At 38.0% G+C, this 26,408-nt stretch carries 20 protein-coding genes; 11 read left to right on the top strand and 9 right to left on the bottom strand.

Annotated features, from left to right (window positions below; translation table 11 throughout):
- Positions 1-172: 172 nt before the first annotated feature.
- On the top strand, positions 173-1,336 hold the full coding sequence (locus IQ215_RS04110) for a GuaB3 family IMP dehydrogenase-related protein (protein WP_193800057.1): 1,164 nt from the start codon (positions 173-175) through the stop codon (positions 1,334-1,336).
- Between the two features lie 372 nt (positions 1,337-1,708).
- Here the strand turns inward: IQ215_RS04110 and hemE are convergent, their stop codons facing one another.
- Complete coding sequence (hemE, locus tag IQ215_RS04115) at positions 1,709-2,746, bottom strand: uroporphyrinogen decarboxylase (protein ID WP_206688503.1); 1,038 nt, start codon at positions 2,744-2,746, stop codon at positions 1,709-1,711.
- A gap of 266 nt (positions 2,747-3,012) precedes the next feature.
- Between hemE and IQ215_RS04120 the strand changes: the two genes are divergently transcribed.
- The 3 genes from IQ215_RS04120 to IQ215_RS04130 all read left to right on the top strand — a co-directional run bounded on the left by IQ215_RS04120 (position 3,013) and on the right by IQ215_RS04130 (position 7,227).
- Positions 3,013-5,331, top strand: coding sequence for a DUF3769 domain-containing protein (locus IQ215_RS04120; protein ID WP_193800058.1), 2,319 nt, complete (start codon positions 3,013-3,015; stop codon positions 5,329-5,331).
- A 160-nt stretch (positions 5,332-5,491) separates the two neighbouring features.
- Positions 5,492-6,907, top strand: a complete 1,416-nt coding sequence (locus tag IQ215_RS04125) for an acyl-CoA dehydrogenase family protein (protein ID WP_193800059.1) — start codon at positions 5,492-5,494, stop codon at positions 6,905-6,907.
- A gap of 146 nt (positions 6,908-7,053) precedes the next feature.
- The gene (locus tag IQ215_RS04130) at positions 7,054-7,227 is read left to right on the top strand and encodes a type II toxin-antitoxin system Phd/YefM family antitoxin (RefSeq protein WP_193800060.1); all 174 of its coding nucleotides are present in this window, start codon (positions 7,054-7,056) and stop codon (positions 7,225-7,227) included.
- A 70-nt stretch (positions 7,228-7,297) separates the two neighbouring features.
- On the opposite strand, the gene IQ215_RS04135 is transcribed toward IQ215_RS04130, so the two are convergent.
- The 5 genes from IQ215_RS04135 to IQ215_RS04155 all read right to left on the bottom strand — a co-directional run bounded on the left by IQ215_RS04135 (position 7,298) and on the right by IQ215_RS04155 (position 11,950).
- Positions 7,298-7,864 carry a PIN domain-containing protein gene (locus IQ215_RS04135; protein WP_193800061.1) on the bottom strand — a complete coding sequence of 189 codons (567 nt, stop codon included), beginning with the start codon at positions 7,862-7,864 and terminating at the stop codon, positions 7,298-7,300.
- A gap of 23 nt (positions 7,865-7,887) precedes the next feature.
- Complete coding sequence (locus IQ215_RS04140; protein ID WP_193800062.1) at positions 7,888-8,238, bottom strand: helix-turn-helix domain-containing protein; 351 nt, start codon at positions 8,236-8,238, stop codon at positions 7,888-7,890.
- A 110-nt stretch (positions 8,239-8,348) separates the two neighbouring features.
- On the bottom strand, positions 8,349-8,768 hold the full coding sequence (locus IQ215_RS04145; protein ID WP_193800063.1) for a hypothetical protein: 420 nt from the start codon (positions 8,766-8,768) through the stop codon (positions 8,349-8,351).
- A 163-nt stretch (positions 8,769-8,931) separates the two neighbouring features.
- On the bottom strand, positions 8,932-11,334 hold the full coding sequence (locus IQ215_RS04150) for a GH116 family glycosyl hydrolase (RefSeq protein WP_193800064.1): 2,403 nt from the start codon (positions 11,332-11,334) through the stop codon (positions 8,932-8,934).
- Positions 11,335-11,569: 235 nt separating this feature from the next.
- Positions 11,570-11,950: a DUF7682 family zinc-binding protein gene (locus IQ215_RS04155; protein WP_193800065.1), complete on the bottom strand. Its 381-nt coding sequence runs from the start codon at positions 11,948-11,950 to the stop codon at positions 11,570-11,572.
- 694 nt (positions 11,951-12,644) lie between these two features.
- On the opposite strand from IQ215_RS04155, the gene proS reads away from it, so the two are divergent.
- Positions 12,645-14,429 carry a proline--tRNA ligase gene (gene proS, locus IQ215_RS04160; RefSeq protein ID WP_193800125.1) on the top strand — a complete coding sequence of 595 codons (1,785 nt, stop codon included), beginning with the start codon at positions 12,645-12,647 and terminating at the stop codon, positions 14,427-14,429.
- A gap of 67 nt (positions 14,430-14,496) precedes the next feature.
- Here proS and cbiQ read toward each other — a convergent pair whose 3' ends face one another.
- Both cbiQ and trpE read right to left on the bottom strand, forming a co-directional pair.
- Positions 14,497-15,264, bottom strand: coding sequence for a cobalt ECF transporter T component CbiQ (gene cbiQ / locus IQ215_RS04165; protein ID WP_193800066.1), 768 nt, complete (start codon positions 15,262-15,264; stop codon positions 14,497-14,499).
- 224 nt (positions 15,265-15,488) lie between these two features.
- Positions 15,489-17,021 carry an anthranilate synthase component I gene (trpE, locus tag IQ215_RS04170; RefSeq protein ID WP_193800067.1) on the bottom strand — a complete coding sequence of 511 codons (1,533 nt, stop codon included), beginning with the start codon at positions 17,019-17,021 and terminating at the stop codon, positions 15,489-15,491.
- Between the two features lie 260 nt (positions 17,022-17,281).
- Between trpE and IQ215_RS04175 the strand changes: the two genes are divergently transcribed.
- Positions 17,282-18,439: a response regulator gene (locus tag IQ215_RS04175; protein WP_193800068.1), complete on the top strand. Its 1,158-nt coding sequence runs from the start codon at positions 17,282-17,284 to the stop codon at positions 18,437-18,439.
- A gap of 19 nt (positions 18,440-18,458) precedes the next feature.
- Here the strand turns inward: IQ215_RS04175 and ald are convergent, their stop codons facing one another.
- On the bottom strand, positions 18,459-19,544 hold the full coding sequence (gene ald, locus IQ215_RS04180) for an alanine dehydrogenase (RefSeq protein ID WP_193800069.1): 1,086 nt from the start codon (positions 19,542-19,544) through the stop codon (positions 18,459-18,461).
- Positions 19,545-19,884: 340 nt separating this feature from the next.
- On the opposite strand from ald, the gene IQ215_RS04185 reads away from it, so the two are divergent.
- From IQ215_RS04185 to IQ215_RS04205, 5 genes are all read left to right on the top strand, one after another.
- Positions 19,885-20,760 (top strand): mechanosensitive ion channel family protein, encoded by an 876-nt coding sequence (locus IQ215_RS04185; protein WP_193800070.1) that lies wholly within the window; start codon positions 19,885-19,887, stop codon positions 20,758-20,760.
- 75 nt (positions 20,761-20,835) lie between these two features.
- On the top strand, positions 20,836-21,579 hold the full coding sequence (locus IQ215_RS04190) for a DUF3120 domain-containing protein (RefSeq protein ID WP_241735250.1): 744 nt from the start codon (positions 20,836-20,838) through the stop codon (positions 21,577-21,579).
- A 295-nt stretch (positions 21,580-21,874) separates the two neighbouring features.
- Entirely contained in the window at positions 21,875-22,024 is a 150-nt protein-coding gene (locus tag IQ215_RS04195; protein WP_193800071.1) for a hypothetical protein, read from the top strand.
- A gap of 522 nt (positions 22,025-22,546) precedes the next feature.
- Entirely contained in the window at positions 22,547-23,977 is a 1,431-nt protein-coding gene (locus tag IQ215_RS04200) for a DUF4214 domain-containing protein (protein ID WP_193800072.1), read from the top strand.
- Positions 23,978-24,125: 148 nt separating this feature from the next.
- Positions 24,126-25,988 (top strand): choice-of-anchor Q domain-containing protein, encoded by a 1,863-nt coding sequence (locus IQ215_RS04205; RefSeq protein ID WP_193800073.1) that lies wholly within the window; start codon positions 24,126-24,128, stop codon positions 25,986-25,988.
- Positions 25,989-26,408: the final 420 nt, after the last annotated feature.

Raw genomic sequence — 26,408 nt, forward strand, 5'->3', positions numbered from 1 at the left:
ACGCCTTCACTGACAAAAAAGCACATGAGATTGATTACTCCATACAACAAAATTAATAACGGCTCATTGTCCATTATCAATTATCAATTCTCCACTACTCCTATCTTGCCTAAAGATGTCAAAATTTGATAATCTAGGCAGATAACTTATAGCAGAAAATCTAAATATTAAAGTGGAAATCGTAATTGGTCGTGGAAAAACAGCTCGTCGAGCTTATGGTATAGATGAAATCGCCTTAGTACCAGGCATGAGAACCCTAGACCCTATATTAGCAGATACAAAAGTAGAACTAGGGGGCATCGAAAGAGAAATCCCCATTATTGCTAGCGCGATGGATGGTGTTGTTGATGTACAAATGGCAGTCTTACTCTCCGAATTAGGATCTATGGGAGTGCTTAACCTTGAGGGCATCCAAACCCGTTACGAAGATCCTAACCCGATTTTAGATCGTATTGCCTCGGTGGGTAAATCTGAATTTGTGGGATTAATGCAGGAGTTGTATAGTGAACCAGTTAAAGCAGAATTAATTAAAAAAAGAATTACCGAAATCAAAGAAAAAGGAGGTATTGCCGCCGTTAGTTTAACTCCCGCAGGGGCTGCTAATTATGGTGATGCGGTAGCCGAAGCAGGGGCGGACATCGTCTTTATCCAAGCGACAGTGGTATCTACAGCGCACCTTTCCCCTGAATCCATTGATCCTTTGGATTTAGCTGGTTTTTGTGAAAGAATGCCTATGCCTGTATTCCTTGGTAACTGCGTTACTTATGAAGTGGCTATGAATTTGATGAAAGCAGGGGCAGCGGGTATCTTAGTGGGTATTGGACCTGGGGCAGCCTGTACTTCCCGTGGGGTTTTAGGGGTAGGTATTCCCCAAGCAACGGCGGTGGCTGATTGTGCAGCCGCTAGGGATGATTTTTATCGGGAAACTGGTAAGTATGTATCGATCATTGCTGATGGTGGTATCATCACTGGGGGTGATATTTGTAAGTGTATCGCCTGTGGTGCGGATGCGGTGATGATTGGTTCTCCCATTGCCCGTAGTGCCGAAGCCCCCGGTCGTGGTTTCCATTGGGGTATGGCAACTCCTAGCCCTGTGTTACCCCGTGGTACTCGTATTAATGTGGGTACTACTGGTACGATCAAGGAAATCCTCACAGGTCCTGCGAAGTTGGATGATGGTACTCATAATTTATTGGGTGCGTTAAAAACCAGTATGGGTACTTTGGGAGCAAAGGACATTAAGGAAATGCAACAAGTTGAGGTGGTTATCGCTCCTTCTTTGTTAACGGAAGGTAAGGTATATCAGAAGGCTCAACAGTTAGGTATGGGTAAGTAGTTTAATAGGAATTAATAATTGACAATGGATAATTGATAATTGTCATTTGTGGGGGTTTTCAATACCTCTTAATCGTTTTTATTTATCCAGCATATCTAAATTCTTTTAAACAACTTTCATAATAACCTCTCTCCTATGGGGGAGGGGCTTTTTTTTGTCAAACTTGAGATAATAAATATCAAATCCGACGTATAAAGTGTATTATCACAGCCCCCTTGCAATGAATTATATCCAGTTCGGATAATTCGTTATAAATAGATTTCTTTGCAGTTGCCCCACCGTGTAATTCATTACACGGCTAACGGTAGTTCGTTCAATAAGTTGAACTAAGATATTAATATTGGTAATATCCCGAACTGAGGTTACTAAAATTTAGTAACGGATGCTTTTAGCGGTTTCAAAGAAAACTCTAACATGATCTTCAGGTGTGCCTACTAATACACCATGACCAAGGTTCATAATATGTCCTTGATTTCCTGCTTTTTTAACGGTGTCGTGGATTCTGGCTTTGATAAATTCGGGAGTGCCAAATAATGCCCCAGGGTCCATATTACCTTGAACTTTCATGTCTTTGCCTAGTCTGGCTCTGGCTTGAGCCATATCTACTGTCCAATCAACACTGACAATGTCAACCCCTGATTGTCCCATTTTTTCTAATACTCCAGCACTACCGCTGATATAGAGAATTAAGGGGGTGTCGGGATGGGTTTCTTTTACTTGTTTTACTACTCTTTGTTGATAGGGGAGGGCAAAGGTTTCGTAGTCTTGGGGGCTGAGTTGTCCTGCCCAGGAGTCGAATAGTTGTACTACTTGCGCTCCGCAGTCGATTTGATAACGGACGTAAACTGCGATCGCATCGGCTATCTTACCAAGGAGTTTGTGTAACATTTCAGGCTCAGAAAATGCCATACGTTTGATAACGGCATAATTTTTGGAGCTTTTTCCTTCAATGGCATAGGCAGCAAGAGTCCAGGGAGAACCAACAAACCCCAAAACGGTGGATTTGTTACCAACTTCCGAACGGAGAGTTTTTAAAATAGTTTTTATAAAAGGTAATGATTCTTCGGGATCGAGGGGGTGTAGTTGCTCAATTTGTTCTAAACTACGGATGGGAGGATCGATAATAGGTCCTTTGCTTTCGACGATGTCGAAGGGGATGCCCATGCCGGGTAAGGGGGTGAGGATGTCGGAAAACATGATTACCCCGTCAGGTTGAAATGCCCTCCAAGGCTGTAGGGATATTTCAATGGCTAGGTCTGGATTTTCTGAGCGTTCCCGGAAACTGGGATATTTATCTCTTAAATCTCTATATACTTTCATATAACGTCCCGCTTGACGCATCATCCACACGGGAGGGCGATCGCCATTTTCTCCCCTTGCAACCCTTAATAAAAGAGGTAAATCGCTCATTAGATATATATTTTTTATCTCAAATTTTAGTGCAACAATCAGCTTATCATTAGACCTATTTGTTATCCAAGAAATGTTAAGTTTATTTGCAAAAAAACTGGGTTTGATAAGGAAATGAAAATATCATGAAAGGAAAAAATAACCAAAAATTGCGATTAATGATTTAGCATAGTTTGCTATGGCTTGAAATTTTGGGCTAAAAGTATTAAAAATTGTTCAATGGCCATGGCTCATGATCAAACTAATTTAGTGGAAAATTAACTACGATGATTCCGATTCTTACTAGCTCCCTAATTGCTGTTTCCCCTGTCAATGTTGATTTTCAAGAGGAATTAACAACGATTAACCATCAAGAAACTATTGATCTCAACACCAATAATGATGGTAATTTGAATGATTCTCTGCACAAAAATTCTTCCTTGGAACAATTATCTTTACAAGGGTTACCGAATCTGGAATTATCTCCATGGCTAGGAATAAAAAATCCTCAAGGGGTGCTTAACGAGGTGATTGGGCAAGAAAGAAGTCTCAGATGGGGTAGTGGTCAAAATAATTTTTCTCTGGCTCAGAGCTTAGATAATGATACGGTGCGATTGATTACCAGTCAAAGGGGGGGCGGAAAATATCAGTTTGATTTTAATAAACATTCCCATTCTTTTGAGATAGCCCAAGAAAATGACCAACCTAACCGCACCATTATCAGTGATGATTTGGCGAATGTGGTGGAAATTGTCGCCGATGAACAAGAATTTTTGGATCAAGATAATGTGGTAAATGCCCGAGGGAATGTGGTAATTCGTTTTGCTAATGGGGTTTTGGCGGCGGATCAGGTTTCGGTAAATCTTAATACGAGAATTGCGGTGGCCGAAGGTGATGTTTCTCTTCAGCGGGGCGAACAACTTTTAAGGGGCGATCGCTTCGAGTACTTTTTTGTACAAAATGAGGGTACTATCGAAAATGCTCGGGGAACAATTTATCAACCTACCCTCGATGAAGATGTTAGCCTTGGAGATACTTCTAGTATTCGTCCTGCATTACCTTTTTCGGGACAAATCGGCACTAGTGGAGGTTCTGTTTCTCAAGTTAATTCTAGTGGTTCTTTAAATTTGTTATTGGGTAGCGAAGATGATTTGGAAGCCCTACAAAATAGATTGGGTATTCCTGTTACTGAGGAGGACGAAACCATAACTCGCTTAAGATTTGAGGCTGAGAGGGTAGAGTTTGACGGCAGGGATTGGAAGGCTTTTAATATTAGGGTAACTAATGATCCTTTTTCTCCTCCAGATTTGGAGGTAAGGGCGAGGGAGGCTACTTTAACTAATATTAGTCCTTTTCGGGATGATTTGAGTGCGGATAATGCTAGGGTAGTTTTAGATCAAAGTCTTTCTTTACCTTTATTCTTTAGTCAGTTTACTTTTAGTTCTCGTCGTCGTCGTCCTTTCTTCTTTTCTGTGGGTTTTGATGGGGAGGATTTAGGGGGTTTGTTTATTGAACGGGATTTTAATATCTATGACAAAAATGACATTGTTTTAAGTATTACCCCTCAATTTTTGGTGCAAAGGGCCTTATTTCCTGATTCTATTGAAGATACTAACATTCCTAATCCTGAGGATAATGGGGGTTTAACTAATGCTTCTAGTTATGGTTTAGTGGTTAAGTTGGATGCTACTTTTAGTGAACGGACGGAGTTAATTTCAACTACCCATTTAACGGGGTTGGATTTGGAAAATTTTGGCGATCGCCTCCGGGCTAATATTCGTCTTAATCATAAGATGGGTGATTTGGCTAACCCTTATCGTCTTACGGGGGAGTTTACCAGTAGAGAAAGGTTATTTAATGGCTCTTTGGGCTTTCAGACAGTAGAACGCAGTATTGGAGCGATTATTTCTTCTCCTAATATTCCTTTGGGTAATAGTGGTTATGGTCTAGTTTATCAGGGTTCTATCCAAAATATTACGGCAGATACTGATCGACTTGATTTATTAGGTAGTGGCGATCGCACCGATAATGAAACCAATCTTACCCGTGGTCAGGTGGCGGGATTAATAAATGGTAATATCTTTTTGTGGCGGGGAGAATCTTTGCCCCCTACTCCTAATGAGGGTTTAAAATATACCCCCGTGCCTGTAACTCCTTTTGTGGCTATTACTAACGGTGTTACGGCCATTGGTAATTATTATAGTAATGGGGATACCCAAGGTTCGTTAACGGGTAGTGTTGGTTTACAGGGGCAGTTTGGGAATTTTTCACGGAAAACCTTTGATTATACTGGGTTTAATGTGACTTATAGTCAGAGTTTGGCTAATAGTAATTCTCCTTTTTTGTTTGACCGTTTTACTGATTCCCGTGTGTTATCTTTGGGATTAAATCAACAGGTTTATGGCCCTGTGAGGGCTGGTTTTCAAACTTTTATTAATCTTGATACTGATGAGGCTATCAGCACGGATTATATTGTAGAATACAGCCGTCGTGCCTATGGTATTTTGTTACGTTATAATCCTGTTTTGGAAATCGGTTCGGTGAATTTTCGCATTAGCAATTTTAATTGGTCTGGCAATACTACTTCTTTTGATGGTAGGGATTAATTTATTGTTTTGTTTAAGGGCGATCGTTTTTATCAATTAACCATGGATAATGATACAGTTCTACCATTTTGTTTTATTGAATGTGTCAACATGAAATTGGGTAATTAAAATTATTATAGATACTATATCGATAAAGCAATCGCTTTCTACTTAATAATCAATGACTATTATATATAACAAACTTATCAGGGATAAAATACCAGAAATAATAACAAAAAGCAATAAAACATATCAGATAAAAACTCTTTCTTCTGAAGAATATAAAAACTCTTTGAAACAAAAGTTGTTAGAAGAAGTAAATGAATTTTTAGAAGCTCATGAAGATAATTTAATGGAAGAAATCGCAGATATTTATGAGGTATTATCTGCCACGATTAATGCTTATGGTTTAAACAAAGAAACTATTGAAACCATTAGGCAAAATAAAGCACAAGAAAAGGGTAAATTCGATAAAAAAATACAGTTAGTTTCAGTCAGTAACCAAGAAGATAAGGGATTAGATAATGATATTAATTTTATTAATAATTTAGAAAAATATTTAGAGGAAAATATTAGTAAAAAAGCAAATAAATTAGATCATAGTAAGGAGTTATTAAAACAAGTTTTTTTAACCATTGCAAAAGATAATCCTTTATGGCTTAGTCTAAAATTACCCGTGGAATGGGGTGGCTTAGGAGTAAGTAATAAAACCTTTTTTACGTCTAAGATGATGATGGCAAAATATTCAGGGGCGTTAGCTTTTTTACAGGCACAACATCAAACCGCTGTGGGAATGTTGTCTAAATCTGATAATCAAATAGTAAAGGAAAAATATCTACCTAATATTGCTAAGGGATTAAGTTTTTGTGGGGTGGCTTTTTCCCATTTACGTCGTTTAAAAAATGCTCCTTTAAAAGCCATTGCCCATGGAGATGGTTATCAGTTAACGGGGGATATTTTTTGGATTACAGGGTTTAATATTTTTGAATATTTTATTGTGGGTGCTGTTTTAGAGGATGGGGGGGAATTATATGCGATCGCACCTTTTAGGAATATTGAGAAAAACGGTGGAAAAATAATTATTAATTCACCGATGCAACTAGGGGCGCTCGATGCAACAAATACAGTAAGTGCAACCATGGAAAAATGGTATATTCATCATGATGATATTATTAAAATTAATCCCCCTCAAACGATTATTAAAGATAGTGAAAAACAGATATTAAATAATAGTGCTTTTGCCCTTGGTTGTGCTGAAAAAAGTTTAGAATTAATCAATCAAAATGCTAATAAATTACAACTTGAATCAGTATTTTTAAATTCTGAAAAATTAATGATTGAATTGAAAAATATTAAACAAACTATTTTGACAGAAATCGAAAAACCATCAAAAACAACTCAAGAAAAACTGAATTTAAGGATAAAGGCCATTAACTTAGGTTTTCGTTGCGCCCAAGGGGCGGTAATCACCAGTAAAGGTTCGGCTAATTTACATAATCACACAGCCCAAAGACTGTATAAAGAAGCATTGGTTTACAGTGTTTCTGGGCAAACCATTCCCATTTTAGAGGGAAGTTTTGAGATGTTAGTTAAATGAATAGTCTAAAGTGCGATCGTACCTTAGCTTTTTTTAAGTTCCCATGCTCTTTTCAATTTTGCATAGAGGTATTTTATTTTAGGTTATTTCTTTGACTCAGAAGTTATAATAAGTACTGATTATCGGTACCTAAAAGGAGTTGTTTTATGGAAACAGTTAGCGTGAACCAATTTCGCTCCAACATTAAAAGTTTTGTGGAACAAGCGGCCAATGACCATGTGCCACTGAAAGTAACTCGTCGTAGTGGAGGCGATTTTGTAGTTATTAGTGCAGAAGATTGGGAGCGTGAACAGGAAACTCTTTATGTTCTGCAAAATTAAAGTTTAATCAAGCAAATAAAGCAATCTGTAAGCAGTCATATCAAAGGTTATGGTTATCAATCAAATATTTTTAACTAAGCATATTCACGAACTTAGAAATATTACTATTATTTTTGAGGTTCATTAATATATCATTTACGTCAAGATTAACTGCTTTTGCTTGTCTATGGAGTATATCTTTAATTTTCAGAGAACCATAAAGATTTAGTAGAGTAACAAGGAAGTCATCAGGGGAGATTGCCTTTATAGCATAAGATTCAGTGGCATAATCAGGAAAATCTTTAAGATTAGCTGTAATAATAAGACTTGCTTTCGCTTCTATGGCAGTGGCAAGAACATGACGATCTTTCGGGTCATTCTTCAGTGTATTAATAATTTTCTGTTTCGGTTCAACTAAAGATTCAGGAAAGGCTAACTTGATCTGTTCAACTCTTTTTTTTGCTTTTGATAAAGCTGTTTCTATGGTTATATTAGGTCTTTTTGCTAACATTTTAGCTAGATTTCTTGTGGTTTCTTCTAATATTTGTTCCGAAGTATGAAACCGAAATAAATTTGCCTGAACCATTCTTAGCAAAGTATCGCAAAGGGGCATAGGAATGATGACACAAGCATCTAAAACTACTACTAACTTCCTCATGAATTATGTCCTAATTTTAGATTCTAGTCATATAATCCATCTTCTTTTAGCCCTTGTGAAAAACTGTTCAATAAATGATTACGCTTTTTGTCTCTGATTTGCTGATACTGTACTACATCTTTGGTTTTGATTTTACGTCTCTTACCGATTTTTATATAAGAAAGCTCCCTATTTTTTAACATTTTATTGAGATAAGCAGGTGAAACGTTAAGAAAATCTGCTGTCTCCCCTATAGTCATATATTCATCACGACAAATGACAATTACTGATTGAACATCTCTTTGCAATTGTAAATTTAGCTCATTTCTTAAGTACCTTTTTTTTGTAACAGGTGTGTTTTTTGTTTCTTTCTCTGCTCTTTTTATATCTTCCATATGGCTATCTTAGAGTGACTCTTTTTTCATCATATCATTAGTTATAACATTCACATTTAACCTCGATCACAATGACGGTAAATTGGTTACACAATTCGATGTTTATGTATTTAAAGATGCTCAAGATTTTCCTTTAAATCGGCTTTCTTCTTTTCAAGTCGCTGGAGCTTTTTTTGATAGTTCAATATATCACAATACGTTGTATAAGCACTAAAGGAAATCATTGCTGAAACAATATAAATGATAGCTTGAAATAGTAAAACAAAATCATTCAAGCTATCATCAAAATTTAGATATTCTACCAATACAGGAATTGCGAATCCAATAGATAAAAGAGAAAGAACTAAAAAAAGATTTACATAAGCTATTCCATTAAGTTCTATGGATAATTGTCTCAATTGATTAATATATTTAGAATAGGAATCTATCTCCGCTATTTTCCTATGAATATTTTTTTTTCTATTTGCGAAATACAGTGAACATCCATAAGAGATTATTGCTCCGGCTAGTAAGTTAAGTATAATGTTCATGAGTCGTCTAGTTAATTAGTTAGATAATGAGAAGCTAATATTAAATAATATTCAGTAATTAGATGGGTTCAAGATAGTGGCGTAGACCAGAAAGAAACTATGGTACATATATTTTTTTTACTGTTAGTAAAATCTTAATATTAAAAGTAAAAGTCCGTTTATTTCAACTAAGTGCCTGATAAATAGCCCAAATCGCCATCGCCCTTAAATAATGACTAGCACGGAAAGTATTAACCGCCGTAATTGCTTCGGGGGTGCGGAATTGTAAACCATTGCCATAAACTTGATTAACCACTGTTTCTGCTACCTGTAAACCCTCCTCCTTCATGCCATTGAGAATCATAAAGGCGACGATACCATAGTTAATTCCTGTCCAAATTTCGAGGGGGTGGGTATCATTTTCCTTTTCTGGACTTCCATCGGGTTTAACCCCGTTGGCGATGCCGAGGGTGCCGTTATGGAATTTGAGATAACAAGCATCATAAATTTTTTGCAGGGTAGCGGTGACATATTCCTTTTCCACCACATCAGGTAACTTCAACAATTGGGCGTAATATTGTCCGCAGAGTTGATCTGCCATTACTACATCCGAACCGCTTTTACTGTCTAGGTTGTAATATTCCCCATTCCAGAGGGTGTCATGGTAAATTGCCCTTGATTGATGTAACCATTGACGGAAAAGGGCGATCGCACCTTGGATATTTTCCTGAGCGTTTTCCTTCTCCAAAGCAGGATTTACAGGGGGATTATCTAATAATATAGTACCAATGGCGATGGCCGCTTCCAACGCACATATCCACAAACCACCACAATAGGCGCTGATACCCTGTAAACGCCAATCATCAAAAGTTTGATCAGGCGCACCAGAATTTTCGGGAATACCATCATTATCAAGGTCAAAACCCTTCACATAGTGCAAAGTTTCCACCACACTATCCCAACATTCCCACAAGAAATCCTGATCATTTTTACCCGTATAAAGATAATCCCGATATACCAACAGCACAAAATCCGAACCCAAATCCTTCCACAAATTACAATCTTGGTAACTGGTATAGTTGCTTTTTATCCAAGGATGCTCATTAGGTGCGCCCAAATCGTGGGGAGTTGCCCCTTTTGCCTTCCTAATTGCCGAAGCACCGTTATAACCGATAATACGGGGAGTATCATCCGCCGTGGGAATGGCACGGGCAAAGGCTTCCATAACGGACTTTTCGAGACGGGGGAAAAGTTGTAAAAGTCCAAAAGAGCCGTATAAACGGACATCTAAACTTTCATACCAACGATAATCAATACATTCTAACACCCCAAATTGACCCACCGGATCATCCTCCGTGGCGGCTGTCCACAATGTACCCCCTTGGGTAAGCAAATATAATTCATTAAACAGAGCCATTTTCAGCCAATCAGGCAAATTAGAACGACTCAAAATCGGCTCTTGCCACATTTTTATCTTATTTTGCCACATATCATGGTGTTTTAAGCCCGTGCGAATCATTGACCACACATTACGCCCATTTCTGCCAAAAAAGTCGGTATAGCGACGAAAATAGTTAACTCCTTGGGCAAATTCCGTTACGGGGAAATCCCACCCTAAAATAAAAGGAATCTTTTTGGTTTTCCCAGGGCGAATGGTAAATCTGATCGCCATTGCCCCTGCAATTTGTTCCCCTGGTTCGGCGGGGGTTTCGTCCTGAAAGTCTGGTAAAGAGCCATTCATGGCAAATCTATCCCAAATTTCGCTGCCGTCTCCTTTGGGATTCCAACGGGTGTGATAAAATACCTCTAAGGTAGGATTGGTAGTAGTTGCGATCGCCCATTGCCCTTCCCCTTCCGTGGGTTCATCCTCTAACCTGATGCGATCGAATAAACAACCTACCCGAAAACCATCCTGTATCCATTGATTAAGATTGCCCGTACTGTTGCCCCAACGGGGTTTATACTCATACTCAGGGCTACCATCATCCCTCACCTTCACCGTGGGCGATTTAATGGCATTGGTAAACCAACCCACCGTATTTTGCCAGGATACCATAATGCTCATGGTAATGGGTTTATCAGTGGGATTATGAATACTCCACTCAAACACCGCCATGGGATAACTAGACTCCTGATAACTCCCTGCCCAGACGGGAGAAAATTGTTCACATACCAACTGGGATTTAAACACCCCTTCATAACTAAACCAACTACGGGGATACAGTGCCGAATAAGTACCCTTTCCTTGAGGATACCATGACCAACTCGATAAACTACCATCCTCGGGAGCATTGGTACTGAGGGCATATACTTGGGCATCTTCCCCTTCCGGGTGTTCAAATACCGCAAACTGACAAGCAGGGAGAGTCGTAAAAGTATGATTTCCCCCGTCAATGTGCCACAAATTAAAATCTCCACTAGGCGCCCTACCGATACAACCTGCCCCAAAACCCCCCAAAGGCATCCCATGGTTTGCCCCATCATCCAAATTACTCTCGTAGCGCACAGTATAGGGATGATCCCATTTTTTACCGATTTCACATTGCCAAGATTGAGGAGGAATATTAGGTAGTTCGATTTTGAGCATGGTTAGCAGTTGATAGTTAACAATTTAACCATTTTAAGGTCTTGGGTATTTTTTTGATCTATATTTTAATTTGTACCAGCTCACCTTAAACCTAACTTGAGTTCGGAATAATATTTTTAGTTACCTTGCAATAAATTACAAGGCTAACATTTTATCGTTTAATGAATTGAACTCAGATAAATGGTACTAGGCTTAAACACAAATCCAATCAACCCTAACACTTAAAACCTAATAACTAAATTCCTGGTTTACAAACATTATAATCTTCATGGGATACCACCGCTTCTGGCGCTACAAAACTGCCACAGTCTCGACAAATTAGGCGATAATGCCTCGTTACGGGAATACTAATGATGAAGCGATTATGTCTTAGTCTTTTTCCCCTAAAATTGGTATAGCTAGTTTTGTTTTGCAGTTTTTTAATAATGTCCCTAGCCTTTAAAACTACGTTTTTTGGTAATGAACTTAAGTCAATGGGATCATGGTTAAAACTTTGTCTCCAAGCGTTTTTTGCCCTCCTTTTTTCTTCTCTCATGGAGTCTTGATGGGCGCATCTATGACATTTACTACCATATCCGACATGACCACAAGCAAAATTTTTCTTTCTTCTAGGCATGGTCTTTCCCTCAATTATATAACAACTTTAATTAACTAAAAAAATGGAGATCAATGATTAATTAAATTATGATTTATAATGTTCTTTTTGCAATTGTGTTAATTACAAATTGCATCATTTAACTATGATTAATTGAATAATATCAATTGATAGTTTTTATTTTTTTAATTATTTTTTGTAAGAACAAAGTTTTAAGCTAATAGTCCTTAGTAATTTGTTTTTTGTTTTTAAAATCTAAATTCTATGGACAAATATGACTCTAAAAACTAAGACAAATTGATAAAAACCATAACTTTTAATTTTGTTATGTTATTTAACTATGCTCTTAATTGTAATAATTAATTTTTGTAGTTATGTTAACTGATATTATTTTTCGTGGTTCTCACATTTCCAGCATTACTGGTAATCAGAAAACCTCAAAGGCTTTAATTGAGCATTGATCCCCACTTTTTTAGGATACAAGAATCTACTACAAACAGACAATTATTGTTGCAAATTATTAAAAAATCTCTTTACAAAACTTCATATAAAGAACATGGAGATAACCATCTAAAGTTTATTTATGGATGTTGGTGATTCTTTATCTTTGTAAAATCTATTACCGACTTCTATACCGTTGGTTGTTTTTCTATGATTGTGAATAGGAGAATTTCTGATACAATCAAACATTGTCAAATGGATGGTCAATTTAAATATGCGTTTATCTCAGATGTTATGGGTTACTTTACGAGAAGACCCTGCGGAAGCTGAAATCCCTAGTCATAAGCTATTGTTGAGGGCTGGTTTTATTCGCCGTATTGGTAGCGGTGTTTATGCTTATATGCCGTTGATGTGGCGTGTATTACAAAAAGTTTCCCAGATAGTCCGAGAAGAAATGAACGCAACGGGGGCGTTGGAATGTTTATTACCCCAGATTCAACCTGCGGATTTGTGGCAGGAGTCGGGGCGCTGGGATACTTACACCAAGGCAGAAGGGATTATGTTTTCTTTGGTGGATAGGCAAAAAAGGGAGTTGGGTTTAGGCCCTACCCATGAGGAGGTGATAACGGCGATCGCCAGTGATATGATCAAATCATACCGTCAGTTACCCCAACACCTATACCAAATTCAAACCAAATTTAGGGATGAAATTCGCCCCCGTTTTGGCTTGATGCGTGGTCGAGAATTTATCATGAAGGATGGTTATTCGTTCCATACTAGCCCTGAATCCCTCAAGGAAACCTATGCAGATATGGATCGGGCTTACCGCAATATTTTAAGCCGTTGTGGGCTAAGTTTTCGGGCAGTAGAAGCCGATTCGGGGGCCATTGGCGGTTCAGGTTCTCAAGAATTTATGGTATTGGCGGATGCGGGGGAAGACGAGATTTTATACACCGAGGATGGTAAATATGCGGCTAACGTAGAAAAGGCGGTTTCTTTACCTGCGGATGTGGTGGCTTCTCCTTTTAGTAGTTTTGAAAAGAAAGAAACTCCTAACACTGAAACCATTGCCAAAGTAAGTGAATTTTTAAACTGCTCTCCTACTAATATTGTCAAAAATGTTTTATATCAAGCGGTTTACGATTCAGGAAAAACTGTCTTAATTTTAGTCAGTATTAGGGGGGATCAAGATGTTAATGAAGTTAAATTAAATAATGAATTGGTCAAAATTGCCCATAATTATGATGCTAAAACCATCATTAGTTTAACTGTTCCCGATGAAAACGCCCAACAAAAATGGGCTAGTAAATCTTTACCCTTGGGTTATATTGCCCCTGATTTAAGTGATGATTACATTGCACCCTCAGCACAGGTAGAGGGTAGTTTTTTACGTTTAGCCGATGAAACCGTCAAAGATTTAGCCAACTTCGTCACGGGTAGCAATGAAATGGGTTATCATACCGTGGGCGCAAATTGGGGTAAGGAATTTACTTTACCTACCGTGGTGGATGTTCGTAAAGCGTCTGTGGGCGATCGCAGTTTACACGATTCTACACAATTGTTACAAACCGCCAGAGGTATTGAGGTAGGGCATATTTTCCAACTGGGTACGAAATATTCCCAAGCCATGGGCGCTACCTATACCAGTGAGGCAGGAAAAGAAGAACCTTTCGTGATGGGATGTTATGGTATTGGTGTATCCCGTCTTGCCCAGGCAGCGGTAGAGCAATCCTATGATAAAGATGGTATCATATGGCCAAGGGCGATCGCACCCTATCAAGCCATCGTTATTATTCCTAACATCAGCGACGAACAACAAGTAAGAGTCGCCGAACAGCTATATAATGACCTCAATAAAGCTGGTATTGATACCCTTTTAGATGATCGTAATGAGAGGGCAGGGGTAAAATTCAAAGATGCTGATTTAGTGGGTATTCCCTATCGAGTAGTTACGGGGCGATCGTTAAAAGATGGTAAAGTAGAGTTTGTTAAACGAGCCACCAAAGAAGCCCAAGACATCCCCATCGAAGCCGTAGTTGAAACTATCCTCAACGATTAGATTGTTAATTCCCCCTACATTGGGGGATTTTGCTTAGGGAATAAATTATAAAAATAGTTTCTTTTTATCACAGGAAATATTCTAAAAAAATTAAAGTTAAACTGATTAAAACTACTCCATAACAAGCTAACCAATGTACAGATTTTATGGATGGATAATTATAGTTATCTTGTTTTATTCTTATGCCATAACCCCTCAAAATCATAGCTTGATATACTAATTTTGACTCTTCATAACTTCTTATTAATAGACTGGCAATTAAATTAGCAATAATTTTTAAATTTCTACGGCTTAATTTATGAAGTTTAAAACCTTTTAATTGTAACGCTTTTTCCATGGTTAAAAGGCGATCGCCCATCTGCTCTAAATAACGATAAGTAAGTAACATCATATCATTGATGATAGGTGAAAGCCCCAAGGATTGAAGAGTTTTTAAGGTAGAAATAAAAGGTGCAGTGGCAAAGAGAATTAAACTAATAGTTAAAATAGATAAAAATCTTATTATAATCACAATCACCATTAAAATACCCTCTATTTTTACACTTATAAAACTCCAATTAAAGATAATATTTTCTCCAATTACGAAAGGCAAAAAAATAATTAATCCAATAATAAATAAACCTGGATAACGTAAGCGAGAAATTAAAAAGGTGATTGGCAATTTAGATATTACAAAAAAAAATACTGTAGTTAATACCATTACAGGTAATAACTTTAATTTATTAATAAAAGAAAAAGCCATAATCAAACTCATCAAAGCAATAAACTTTGGCTTTTGCTCCCATCTATGTATTGGAGAATTTAAATAAGCATATCGATCTAAAAATAATTTCATTTAATATTAAATATCTAAGACTAATAGACATTAAAATAACTTCAGCTTGGGATAAGAGTTGTGTTATATGGTAGGGGACATACCATGGTACGTCCGTACGGCTAGGAGATAAGGAGTACGGGGGATTGGGAGTAAGAGTAAAATAGTTCAATTATTCATTGTCAATTGTCAATTGTCAATTATTCAAGCCTTTACAAGACTACACATGTTATCCCCAACTCAAGTTAACCCAAACTCCTGATGGCTTCTAATAAACCCTTAGCCTTATTGATAGTTTCCTGATATTCCTTATCGGGATCAGAATCTGCCACTAATCCAGCCCCTGCTTGAAGATAAACTCGGTGATTTTCTGCCCCTTGCGCTTTTTCCACAATCATGGTGCGAATAGTGATAGCGGTATTTAATTGACCTTCAAAATTATAATAACCATACACCCCAGAATAAGGCCCTCTCCTTTCAGGCTCTAATTCATTGATAATTTCCATGGCTCGGATTTTAGGCGCACCGCTGACAGTACCTGCGGGAAAAGCGGCTTTAAGTAAATCCCAAGGGGTATATTTCTCCTCTAATTCTCCCGTAACGTTGCTGACAATGTGCATCACGTGGGAATAACGCTCAATTACCATCAATTCATCTACGGTAACAGTACCTTTATGGCATACCCTACCGAGGTCATTTCTACCCAAATCCACTAACATCACGTGTTCTGCCACCTCTTTGGGATCTTGTAACAAATCTTGGGCGAGGGCTTGATCTTCTTGAAGGGTTTTGCCCCTAGGGCGAGTTCCAGCAATGGGGCGTAGGGTGGCTTTGGTTTTGCCTTGTTCGTCTTTTTCGGCTTTAACCATCACCTCAGGAGATGAGCCGATTAATTGCCATCCATCAAAGTTATAGAAAGCCATATAGGGGGAAGGATTGATTAATCTTAAGGAGCGATACAATTCAAAGGGGTGACCACTGTAATAAGATTGTAATCTCTGGGAAATTACTACTTGAAAAATATCTCCTGCCTTAATATATTCCTTGGCCTTAGCAACACTGGCGTTAAATTGTTCTTTGGTGGTGTTACTCTGATAGTTTTCTAGGTTAGTGGAGTTAATGGGTTTGTTGGGGTTAAACTCAAGGGGTTTGGCGGTGGTGGGTAGGGGTAACTGGAGTTTGAGGACTAATTTATTAATTTTGTCACAGGCTTGTTGATAGATTTCTTCTAGGGTAAGGTGTTTTTGTCTTAAATCGGCATAGGCGATCGCCCATATTTTACGTTTTACCTGATCAAAAATCAAAAGATTATCAATTTGCATCCACATTCCATCGGGTAAATCACCCTCCTTGGGAGCATATACCTTCACCTTGGGTTCAATCCAAGAAATCAACTCATAACCCCAATAACCAAACAAACCGCCAATATCTGGGGGTAATTGCGGTAAATGAACGGGCTTAATGGATTCGAGACAACTAGAAAGAATATCGAAAGGATTACCAGTAAAAACCTCTACTTTACCCTGTCGATGGGTTTTGGTGGTATGATGTCCCCTAGCTTCCAATGTCCAAACAGGATCACAACCTAAAAAACTATAACGCCCTAAGTTTTCTCCGCCTTCCACTGATTCCAATAAAAAACTGTAGGGTTGATCTGCGCATACCTTATACCAAGCGGAAACGGGAGTTTCTAAATCTGCCACTAATTCTTGATAGACAGGAATAAAGTTTCCTTGGTTGGTTAACGAAGAAAATTCATCGAAATCAGGGTAAATCATTAATTACCAGTAATTTATAAGAAATATAGAGCAATATCTATCCTACCATAATTTACGGGGTAAAATATCAGTTAAGACCTTGGAAAAAGAAGGGCGATCGAGCATAAAACACAATTAAATCAATTTTTTTCCTTCTTTAAAATTTAATTTTCCAATGCCAGTAAGTGTGATCACATCAACGCCAAAAATAAGCATAAATATTGGCTAGAAGTCAGGGAACAATAGATAATAAAAGTAGATTATTCAAAAAAAAAAGGGCAATGACGCTAAGAGAAAAATTTGAATCTTCCAATGAAAAAAAGGTAACGGGTAGATTAGATATAGTTGGAAATAAAGGTAAAACTTGGCGCATATATTTCTGTTTAGGTAGAATCGTTTGGGCCGATGGCGGCGATCATCCCTATCGTTCATGGCAAAGATTAATTACAAAGTCTTGTCCTCAACTAGATTTAGATTTAATTGACTTAGCTTCTTCAAAGGATTATGAATGCTGGAATTATCAAATTATTGTAAATCTACTCAACCGCTTTCTTATCAACAAAGAACAAGCATTATCTATTATTAAATCAAGAATTATAGAAATATTGTTTGATATATTATATGCAGGGTCAAAACATAATTTATCCTATGATTTTATTGTGGCGGAAAAAGGTTTTTCCGAAGAATCAGGGTTAAAAAATTCTCTCAATTTGTTTCACTTTGATGAACCATTAACCCAAGCCGAAAATTTATGGTTAATCTGGCAAAAGGAAAAATTAACTCGTTGGTCTCCTAATACTGCACCAATTATCAAAAATCCTGCCATCCTCCGAAAAAATTTTAACACCCCTACTTATACTAAATTAGTCTCTCTTTTCAATGGAAAATTAACTTTAAAGGAAGTTGCGGACAGACTCAAATTAAGCGTTGTTAAAGTTACTATCTGGTTGAGACCTTATTTTGAGAGGGATATTATTGAGTTAGTTTCGGTGAGTGATACTTCTTTAAATGTTACTTTAATTGGAGTTAGTGATAATAAAAATTACAAAATTACCAAACCCACTCGTCAAAAATTAATTATCTGTGTAGATGATAGTATTCAAATATGCGAAATTATGAAGCATATCGTCACTAAGTCTGGCTATCAATTCATTGCCATTCAAAATCCTTTAAAGGCTTTACCTGAAATTATTACCCATAAACCTGATTTAATTTTTTTAGATGTGATGATGCCTATTATCAACGGTTATGAAATTTGTTCTCAGATTCGGCGAGTTTCTAATCTTAAGCATATTCCCATTATTATTCTCACTAGCAATGATGGTATGGTAGATCGGGTAAGGAGTAAGTTGGTGGGGGCTTCGGGATTTTTAGGGAAGCCCATTAATGAAGAAAAGGTAATTCAGAAAATTGAAACTTTATTGTCTAATCACAATTAGAATGCTTTCAGATTTTAAGTTATTGGGGTAAGTCGGGGAAAACTTGTTGGACAGCGGGATGGACTAGACGATAATAATGAATATTTAAACCTTGAGCGAGGGTGGCATCTTGTTTTAATGCTCCGATACCCTGATTGGCTAGTTTAATTACATAGGGGAGGGTATTGTTATTGAGGGCTTGGGTGGAGGTGCGAGGCACGGCACCGGGTAAGTTGGGGATACCGAGATGGATTATGTCTTCTTCGGTGTAACTGGGGTTACTGTGGGAGGTGGTGCGCAGGGTTTCGATGCAACCCCCTTGATCTACTGCTACATCAAGGATAACTGAACCGGGGGACATTTTTTTGACTAAGTCTCTTGATACTAGGATGGGGGTTTTTTTCCCTGTAATTAATACCGCTCCAATGAGTAAGTCGGCATTAATGACGCTTTTGGCAATGGTTTGGGAGTTGCTGTAAAGTAGTTCTACCCTTGAGCCGAAGATGTTTTCTAGGTAGGCTAATCGGTCAATATTTACGTCTAAGATGGTTACTTTTGCTCCCATGCCTACGGCTATTTTAGCTGCTTCTGTGCCGACGATGCCCCCTCCGAGGATGACGATATTTCCTTGGGCAACGCCTGGGATACCTCCTAGGAGTATTCCTTTTCCTCCTTGTTGTTTTTCGAGGTATCTTGCGCCTATTTGTACGGATAAACGTCCTGCAATGATGCTCATGGGGGTGAGCAGGGGTAGTCTGCCATCGGGTAGTTGTACGGTTTCATAGGCGATCGCCGTTACACCACTTTTGATTAAGGATTCGGTTAAGGTGCGATCGGCGGCCAAATGAAGATAGGTAAATAAGATTTGTCCCTGCTTTAGATGAGGATATTCTTGGGGTAATGGCTCTTTTACTTTTACGACCATTTCTTGCTCCCAAACGGTTTTATAGTCGGTGATGGTAGCCCCTGCCCATTGATAATCTTCGTTGGTGAATCCTGAGCCTAAACCAGCCCCATCTTCCACAAATACTTGATGATTTTGCTCTGATAATATTTTGACACTGGCGGGGGTTAAACCTACCCTAAATTCTTGGTCTTTTATTTCTTTGGGAATACCTATCTTCATTAGATTATTTTTGTTTTCTTACTTTACCACCGAATTATTATAGGATCAATTGATGATCAGTTCTGATCATATTTTTTTTCAAAATAGTTGATTCTCAAAAATAATCTTCTACTTATTTCATTTAATTTAAAAGATATTCTCATCTTAATGTGGTCTGGAGACGATCAATCTACAAAATCTGAATGGCAATATACTATTATATTTTCCACAGAAGCAACAATGATATTAAGGTGATATTAAAAAGATAATTAAAATATTTTATAACCATAACAATTACCAATAAATTTTGTAATATTAAGAATTAATGCTACACTAACCATAGTTAATTTTACTAAAGATAATGACTGGAATTATTGATACTATACAAAACAGTATTAACGAGCTAATAGGTAACTCCATAACGATTTTACCCGGTCTCATTAGCGCCTTAATAATTGTTGCTCTGACTAGATACGGAGCAGAATTTACCCATAATCTCGCTAAAAAAGTGGCGGATAAAACGATCAAAAGTACCTCGTTAAGACTACTATTTTTAAAAGCGACTTACATCATAACTTGGATTGTGGGAATAGTAATTGCCTCCATTATTGCCTTTCCTGGCTTAAGATTAGGGGATATTATTGCTACCCTCGGACTCGGTTCTGTGGCGGTGGGTTTTGCTTTTCAAGACATATTTAAAAACTTCTTGGCGGGTATTTTAATTTTATTAGAAGAACCCTTTGTAATTCAAGATCAAATTCAGGTGGATGATCATGAAGGGACGGTGGAAAATATTAATATTCGTACCACAGAAATCAAAACTTATCAGGGAGAAAAAATACTAATTCCTAATTCCACGGTGTTTACTAGCGCCATTAAAATTAAAACGGCTTTTCCTTCTCGACGTACTGATTTAATGGTAGGGGTAGATTACAATACTTCTTTACCCCAAGCTAAGGCGATTTTAGAGCAGATTATTAATACCATTGGTGGTGTTACCCATGAACCTGCTCCTGAGGTGGATTTGGTGGCTTTTAATGACAGTTCCATTGATTTGGTGGTTCGATATTGGACGGATTCTCGACAGGCTGATGTTCGTCGCATTCAAACTAAGGCGATCGCAGCTATTAAACAGGCCTTTGATAATGAAGATATTGTCATTCCTTATCCTATCCGTACGGTGTACCATTTTAATCAGGAGAAATTTAATGATTATCTTCCCCCTGCCCAATCCTAATGGTCATTTTTTTGTCTTTACTTGTAAAATACATTAAGATTTAAGTAACGATAAGTAAAGATATTTTAAGAAATTTTGTTTAATAATACTTTTTTAACCCAAATTAGTTCATATTTCCCGACGGTGATGGGGGCAGTGGTACAGTATCAGCAAGGGGTATGGCGAGATGAAGGAAAGCGTCAAGGAGTTCTCATTTTTCTGGCCTCGGCTTTCCTTGTGTCCATTCCTGTTTTTTTTCAAGCGCCCTTAGTCCGTACCTTTCCCATTTTAAGTTTATGTTCGACTCTGATTTGGGTTTTTTTTGGTCTTAAGTTGCGATCGCACCCTAAAACATATCTATGGGGAGACATAATCATTGGTTTTAGCTGGAGTTGGCTTTGTGGCTCAATTTATTGGGGTTGGTTAAGATGGACTCCCGCCATTCACATTCCCATCGAAGCCATCGGCTTACCCTTCGCCCTTTGGGGCATTTATCGTGGTTGGGGCCTCATCGGCAATTATTTTTATTTAGGCTCATTACTAGGCACCGCCATCACCGATTTATATTTCTACATCACAGGCTTAATTCCCTATTGGGTAGAAATCATGGACAGTGATCCTAACCTCCTTAAACCTATATTACAAGGGGCGATCGCCCAAGTCAACACCCCATGGGGGATCAGTTGGGCTATCCTACTAGCTAACATCCTTCTGGGCATCAGTCTCTATGCCCTTCAACAAAAGAAACTCCATCACCTTGCCTTTGCCGGGGCTGTGGTAAGCACCATCATCACCGACGGACTATTTCTCGTAGCCGCCTATTTCGGCATCGCAGGGTAAACTAACGCATCCTTACAACCCATGGTCATTCCTACTTGAATTACAAATATAAACATTTGTATCGCTTTATAAGTAAATACACTTAGTTACAAAACACTTACATTTGTTTTATTAACTACCAAATTATCCCTCAAGTATCACGAAATACCATTTATGGTCCTTTACCCTAAGTAACATAACGAAAATATTGTTAACACTTCTTAACCAAAAATAGACAAATATAACGAGTTATCATTACGATAACTTGGGTAGATTATAAATAAGCAATTATTACATTTGAAAGAGGTTATCAGATATGAGATTTTGTCTAAAGTGTAAAGGAAGCGGAAAAGTCTTAGAAAGAAGACTATCAGACTATATCAACTCTTTCGACTATTATCCCATTGCCTGTCCTGACTGTGAAGGACAAGGAATAAAAAGCCAGAAATCTGCCCCTAGAAACTAATTTTGAGAGTTATTAGTAAGTCAATATGTGAATGACAATTTTTTTGAGGATTTGAGCACTCTTTCTTGTAATTTTATTACAGGTAATTCATAAAATTAAATAATATAACCCAACAAAAAAAAATGGTACTAATATATAGAGTAGCTATATATTTATCAAGAATGAGTAAAAAGTGTTAATTCTAGAGAAAATTAAAAGTTTATAAAACGCTCAAATTAAATTGACACAAATTTAAAAATCATGATAGTATGTAGCGACAGAAAAATAATTTAGCTCAAATATCAGTTAAAAACAATGACCAAATTAGTACAATTACAGGGAACATTTACTCCCACTGATTTCTTTCGTAGTTTTGGTACTCAACCCCCTCAGACAGGTCGTCAGGGTAAACCTGTTGATGAATATGAATTTAGACTTACTGCATCTGGATCTCCCACAATAAAAGTAGAATCAAGTGCAACCCCTCTTAATGGACCACAGGCGTTCAAGTTGATTCTAATTAATACAAGCAATAACGAAGTTGTGGCGTCTGCTGGGTCTGTTGGTGGTGAAGCTACTTTAACCCCTCCAAGCAACTTGAGTGCCAATCGCACTTATCGCCTTCAAATAGTTGGTCGGCAAAATAATAATGATAATAATTTATTCACTTTTAACACTGGGAACCCCGTTACATACAATGTAAGTGCAGAGCTCTCTCTTACTTCTGTAGCTGAGTTTCAAGCAGGAAGTTTTATTCCTCGCACCAGTGGCTTTAGTCAAAGAGGTGCAGGAGCTAATAGTGTATCTTTAGATGGCGTACTTCAGGGATCTGACAACTTTTTGGTTGCCTTTCCCACTGCTAATCTCATAGGTCCATCAGGCTTTACCACTACTAACATTTTAACTCCTAATAACCTCACCAATAATATAAGTGCTGTGGGCTATGCAGACGAGTTCAAAGTTGATATTGTCAACTCTACTCAGTCTTCCAATGGGGGAGATTTAGTTGTTACTGTTAACACTCGCACTACTAACGGATTAGGAGCCAATGATGATACTAGACCATATATATCCGTAGTTAATGATAGTACAGGCGAAATACTACCTGGTGGACAAGTGTTTACTTTCCTTAACAATGGCTCCACATCAGTTACTATTCCAGAAGGAATAATTGATACGCTAGTTCAAGACGGAGATTCCATCAGAATTAAAGTCGCAGGTTTTGAAGCAAATGGTCCTAATATAGCTGGATTAGACGGTGATGCTAACCTTCCTTATTCCTTAGTGGTATCCTCTGTAAACCGTAACATTACAGTTTCAGAAAGGTTATCTCAAGCTCCGGGTGTTCCTAGTGTACCGGAGACCCCCAGTGTAGAACCATTAACTTTAAACAGTGACAACGTACAAATTGCTTATGTTGCATACTATGGCAGACCTGCAGATCCTGAGGGTCGTGACTTTTGGAGCGATGTTTTGGCTCGTGAAAATGTAGTTTATTCTCCTAGATCTGGGTCTGGTATTGATACTCTATCTCCTGAAGCGTTAAATCTTTACAATACATTTACCAATGACTTTGGGAATGTAGATTCTCAACCAGAAGCCCTTGAAGTCTTCGGAGGCTTAAATGCGGCAGGAATAGTCAACAGAATATACAGAAATGCTTTTAACCGGAATGCTGAAGCTGAAGGTTTAGCATTCTGGACTGGAAAACTCAATGAAGGTTTCCCTCAAGCTGCGATCGCCTTAGAAATCGCTTTAGGTGCTCAGGCTACTGATATAGTTGCTCTTAACAATAAAATTGAGGGTGCTGACTTATTCACCGATAATCTTATTTCTCAAGGTGTAATTAATCGCTATAACGGTGAAACTGCTCGTCAAATAGGTCGAAACTTTGTTAGTAGTATTGATCAGTTTAGCATTCCTAGTGCCTTACAAGGTCAAGTTGATACTGCCATTAACTCTCTCCCCGCCTAGGATTAAGAAGATCTTTGTCAGTTAATATAAATTTGAAGCCCTCTAAGTTTAGAGGGCTTTTTTCTTTTGCATATTTGTTATGTTTGATAGGAAAGAAAGGGTATCATGGGGGAAATGAACAAATATAAATAAATAGGTTATAAATCATATGTTAGAGCGTATTGATTTTGATGCGAGGGTGGCTGAATTTGATCGTATCGTCAGTTTTTTTGGGGGAAATAACGGTATGATGGAGGGCCTGGGCGATTCCTTTGATGATGAGGGATTTAGTGAGTTTGTTGATAATAATTCTATTATTCTTAATGAGATGAATAATGGAGAAATGTCAGAGCCGATTACCTTGGTGGTGGATGTTTTTGAGGATCAAAATGATGGTAATGCTAGTAATGGTTTATCTTTACGGGATGCGATTATCATTGCCCATAGAGATCCTGCTAGACAATATATCATTCAATTGGCCGCAGGGACTTATAATTTAACCATTGAGGGTAGGGAGGATTTTCGGTTTCAAGAGCAAGTTGGTTCTCCCGCTGAGACAGAGGGGGTAGAAGGAGATGATGGGCAAGAAGAAGAACAACAGGAAGAAGAAACCGTTGATGAGAATCAAGAAGACACAGGAGATGAAAATCAAGAGGACTCAGGAGATGAGGGAGAAAATGGCGGTGGTGATAGTGGTGGAGAAAATCAGGATGATACTGATAATGGTGATAATGGTAATGGTGAAGGGGAACAACCAGAAACCCAAGAAAGTGTTTTAGGGTTATTTGATAATACGGTTCTTCGGACTGGGGATTTAGATATTAGTACCCGTGTAACCATTGTGGGTGAAGATCCTAGTAATACAATTATTGATGCAGGGGCGCTGGGCGATCGCATCTTTGACATTAAGGAAGGAGGTAGTTTAATCTTAGAAAACCTTACCCTTCAAAATGGTTTAACCCAAGGAACATTCGCAGAAGGTGGGCCGGTGGATCAAAGTTTAGATCCTGATTCTTTTCTCGGCGGTGCGATTCGAGTGTTGCAAAATGGTGAACTGACAGTTAATAACAGTATTCTCCAAGAAAATACCGCAGGTTGGGATGGGGCTAGTTCCCCCGCAAATGTGAACGGCGGTGCGATCGCCAATCTCCTTGGTACAGTAAACATTAATAACTCCATCATCAGAAATAACCAATCAGAGGTCAATGGAGGAGGACTGTTCAACAATGGAGCCATGACCATTAGTAATAGTGCCATTATCGGTAACGATGCCAACGTGAGAACCTTTTATGTTGACCAAGTAGAAGGGGGTGGGGGCATTTGGCACAGTGGAGGAAGCCTTACCATTCTCAACACCACCATTGCCCAAAATAGAGCCTTACTAGCAGGTTTTAAAGCCGTTGAACCCACCAATCCTAACAATGATGCCTTTGCTGGGGGCGGTGGAATTCTCATCGATTTAGTGGATGAAGGTGGCCCAGGACAAGTAACCATCGTCAATGCTACTATCGTAGAAAACAGTGCCGAGTTAGGTTCTGGTATCTTATCCAACGGAGATTTGGAAGGCATTCTAATCCGAAATAGTATTATTGCCAAAAATATAGATAGCCCTGATATTGAAGGTTTTTTCAGCATTGGTAGTGCTTCTAACCTTGTGGGTAATGGTAATGGCTTAATTGTCGATGGAATTAATGGCAACATTGCAGGGGGCATCAATAATCCTGTTGATCCTCTTTTGGGTAGTTTTGATGGAGCTGGTTTTTATCCTTTATTAGAAGGTAGCCCCGCTATCAATGCAGGAAATAACACTTTTATTGAACAAGTTTCTATTTTTGAGGAGGTGTTAACTGATCAAAGAGGATTAAACCGTATTGTTAATGGTACGGTGGATATTGGTAGTTTTGAGTTTGGGGCGGATAGTGTTGCGGCGGAAAATGTTGCTCCCCCCCTAGAAACTGCTAATAACATTGTGCCTGTGGCTAATAATAGTCTTGGAATTGGTCAAGCATTTTTTTCTTTCTTTAATTTGTAACTAAAAATCCAGTTATATCAAGTTAGGGTTGATTATTACAATAAAAAGTCCCCCATTATTGGGGGATTTAAGAGGCAAACCCCCTATAAAATCAAGTTCGGATAATCAGTTATAAATAGATTATATCTTCCTCGCCCCACCGTGTAATGAATGATACCCAATCCGATTTAGAAAATATATCATCACTCGCCTTGCAATGAATTACAAGGCTAACAGTTTATCGTTCAATAAATTGAACTAAGATAACCTGAATTCGGGATAAAATTTTCTGGTAAAGGTGGGGAACAGGGAACAGGCAACAGTAGTGATATTGCTCAGAATCAATAACTTTGGTAATCAAAAATATATTTCGTACTGTAATTAAACAATATCCCAAATCAAACCTAGACTCCAAAACTTGTGCCACTCATAACTCGTTAT

Origin of the sequence: Cyanobacterium stanieri LEGE 03274 (assembly GCF_015207825.1) — a bacterium.
Lineage (GTDB): Bacteria > Cyanobacteriota > Cyanobacteriia > Cyanobacteriales > Cyanobacteriaceae > Cyanobacterium > Cyanobacterium stanieri_B.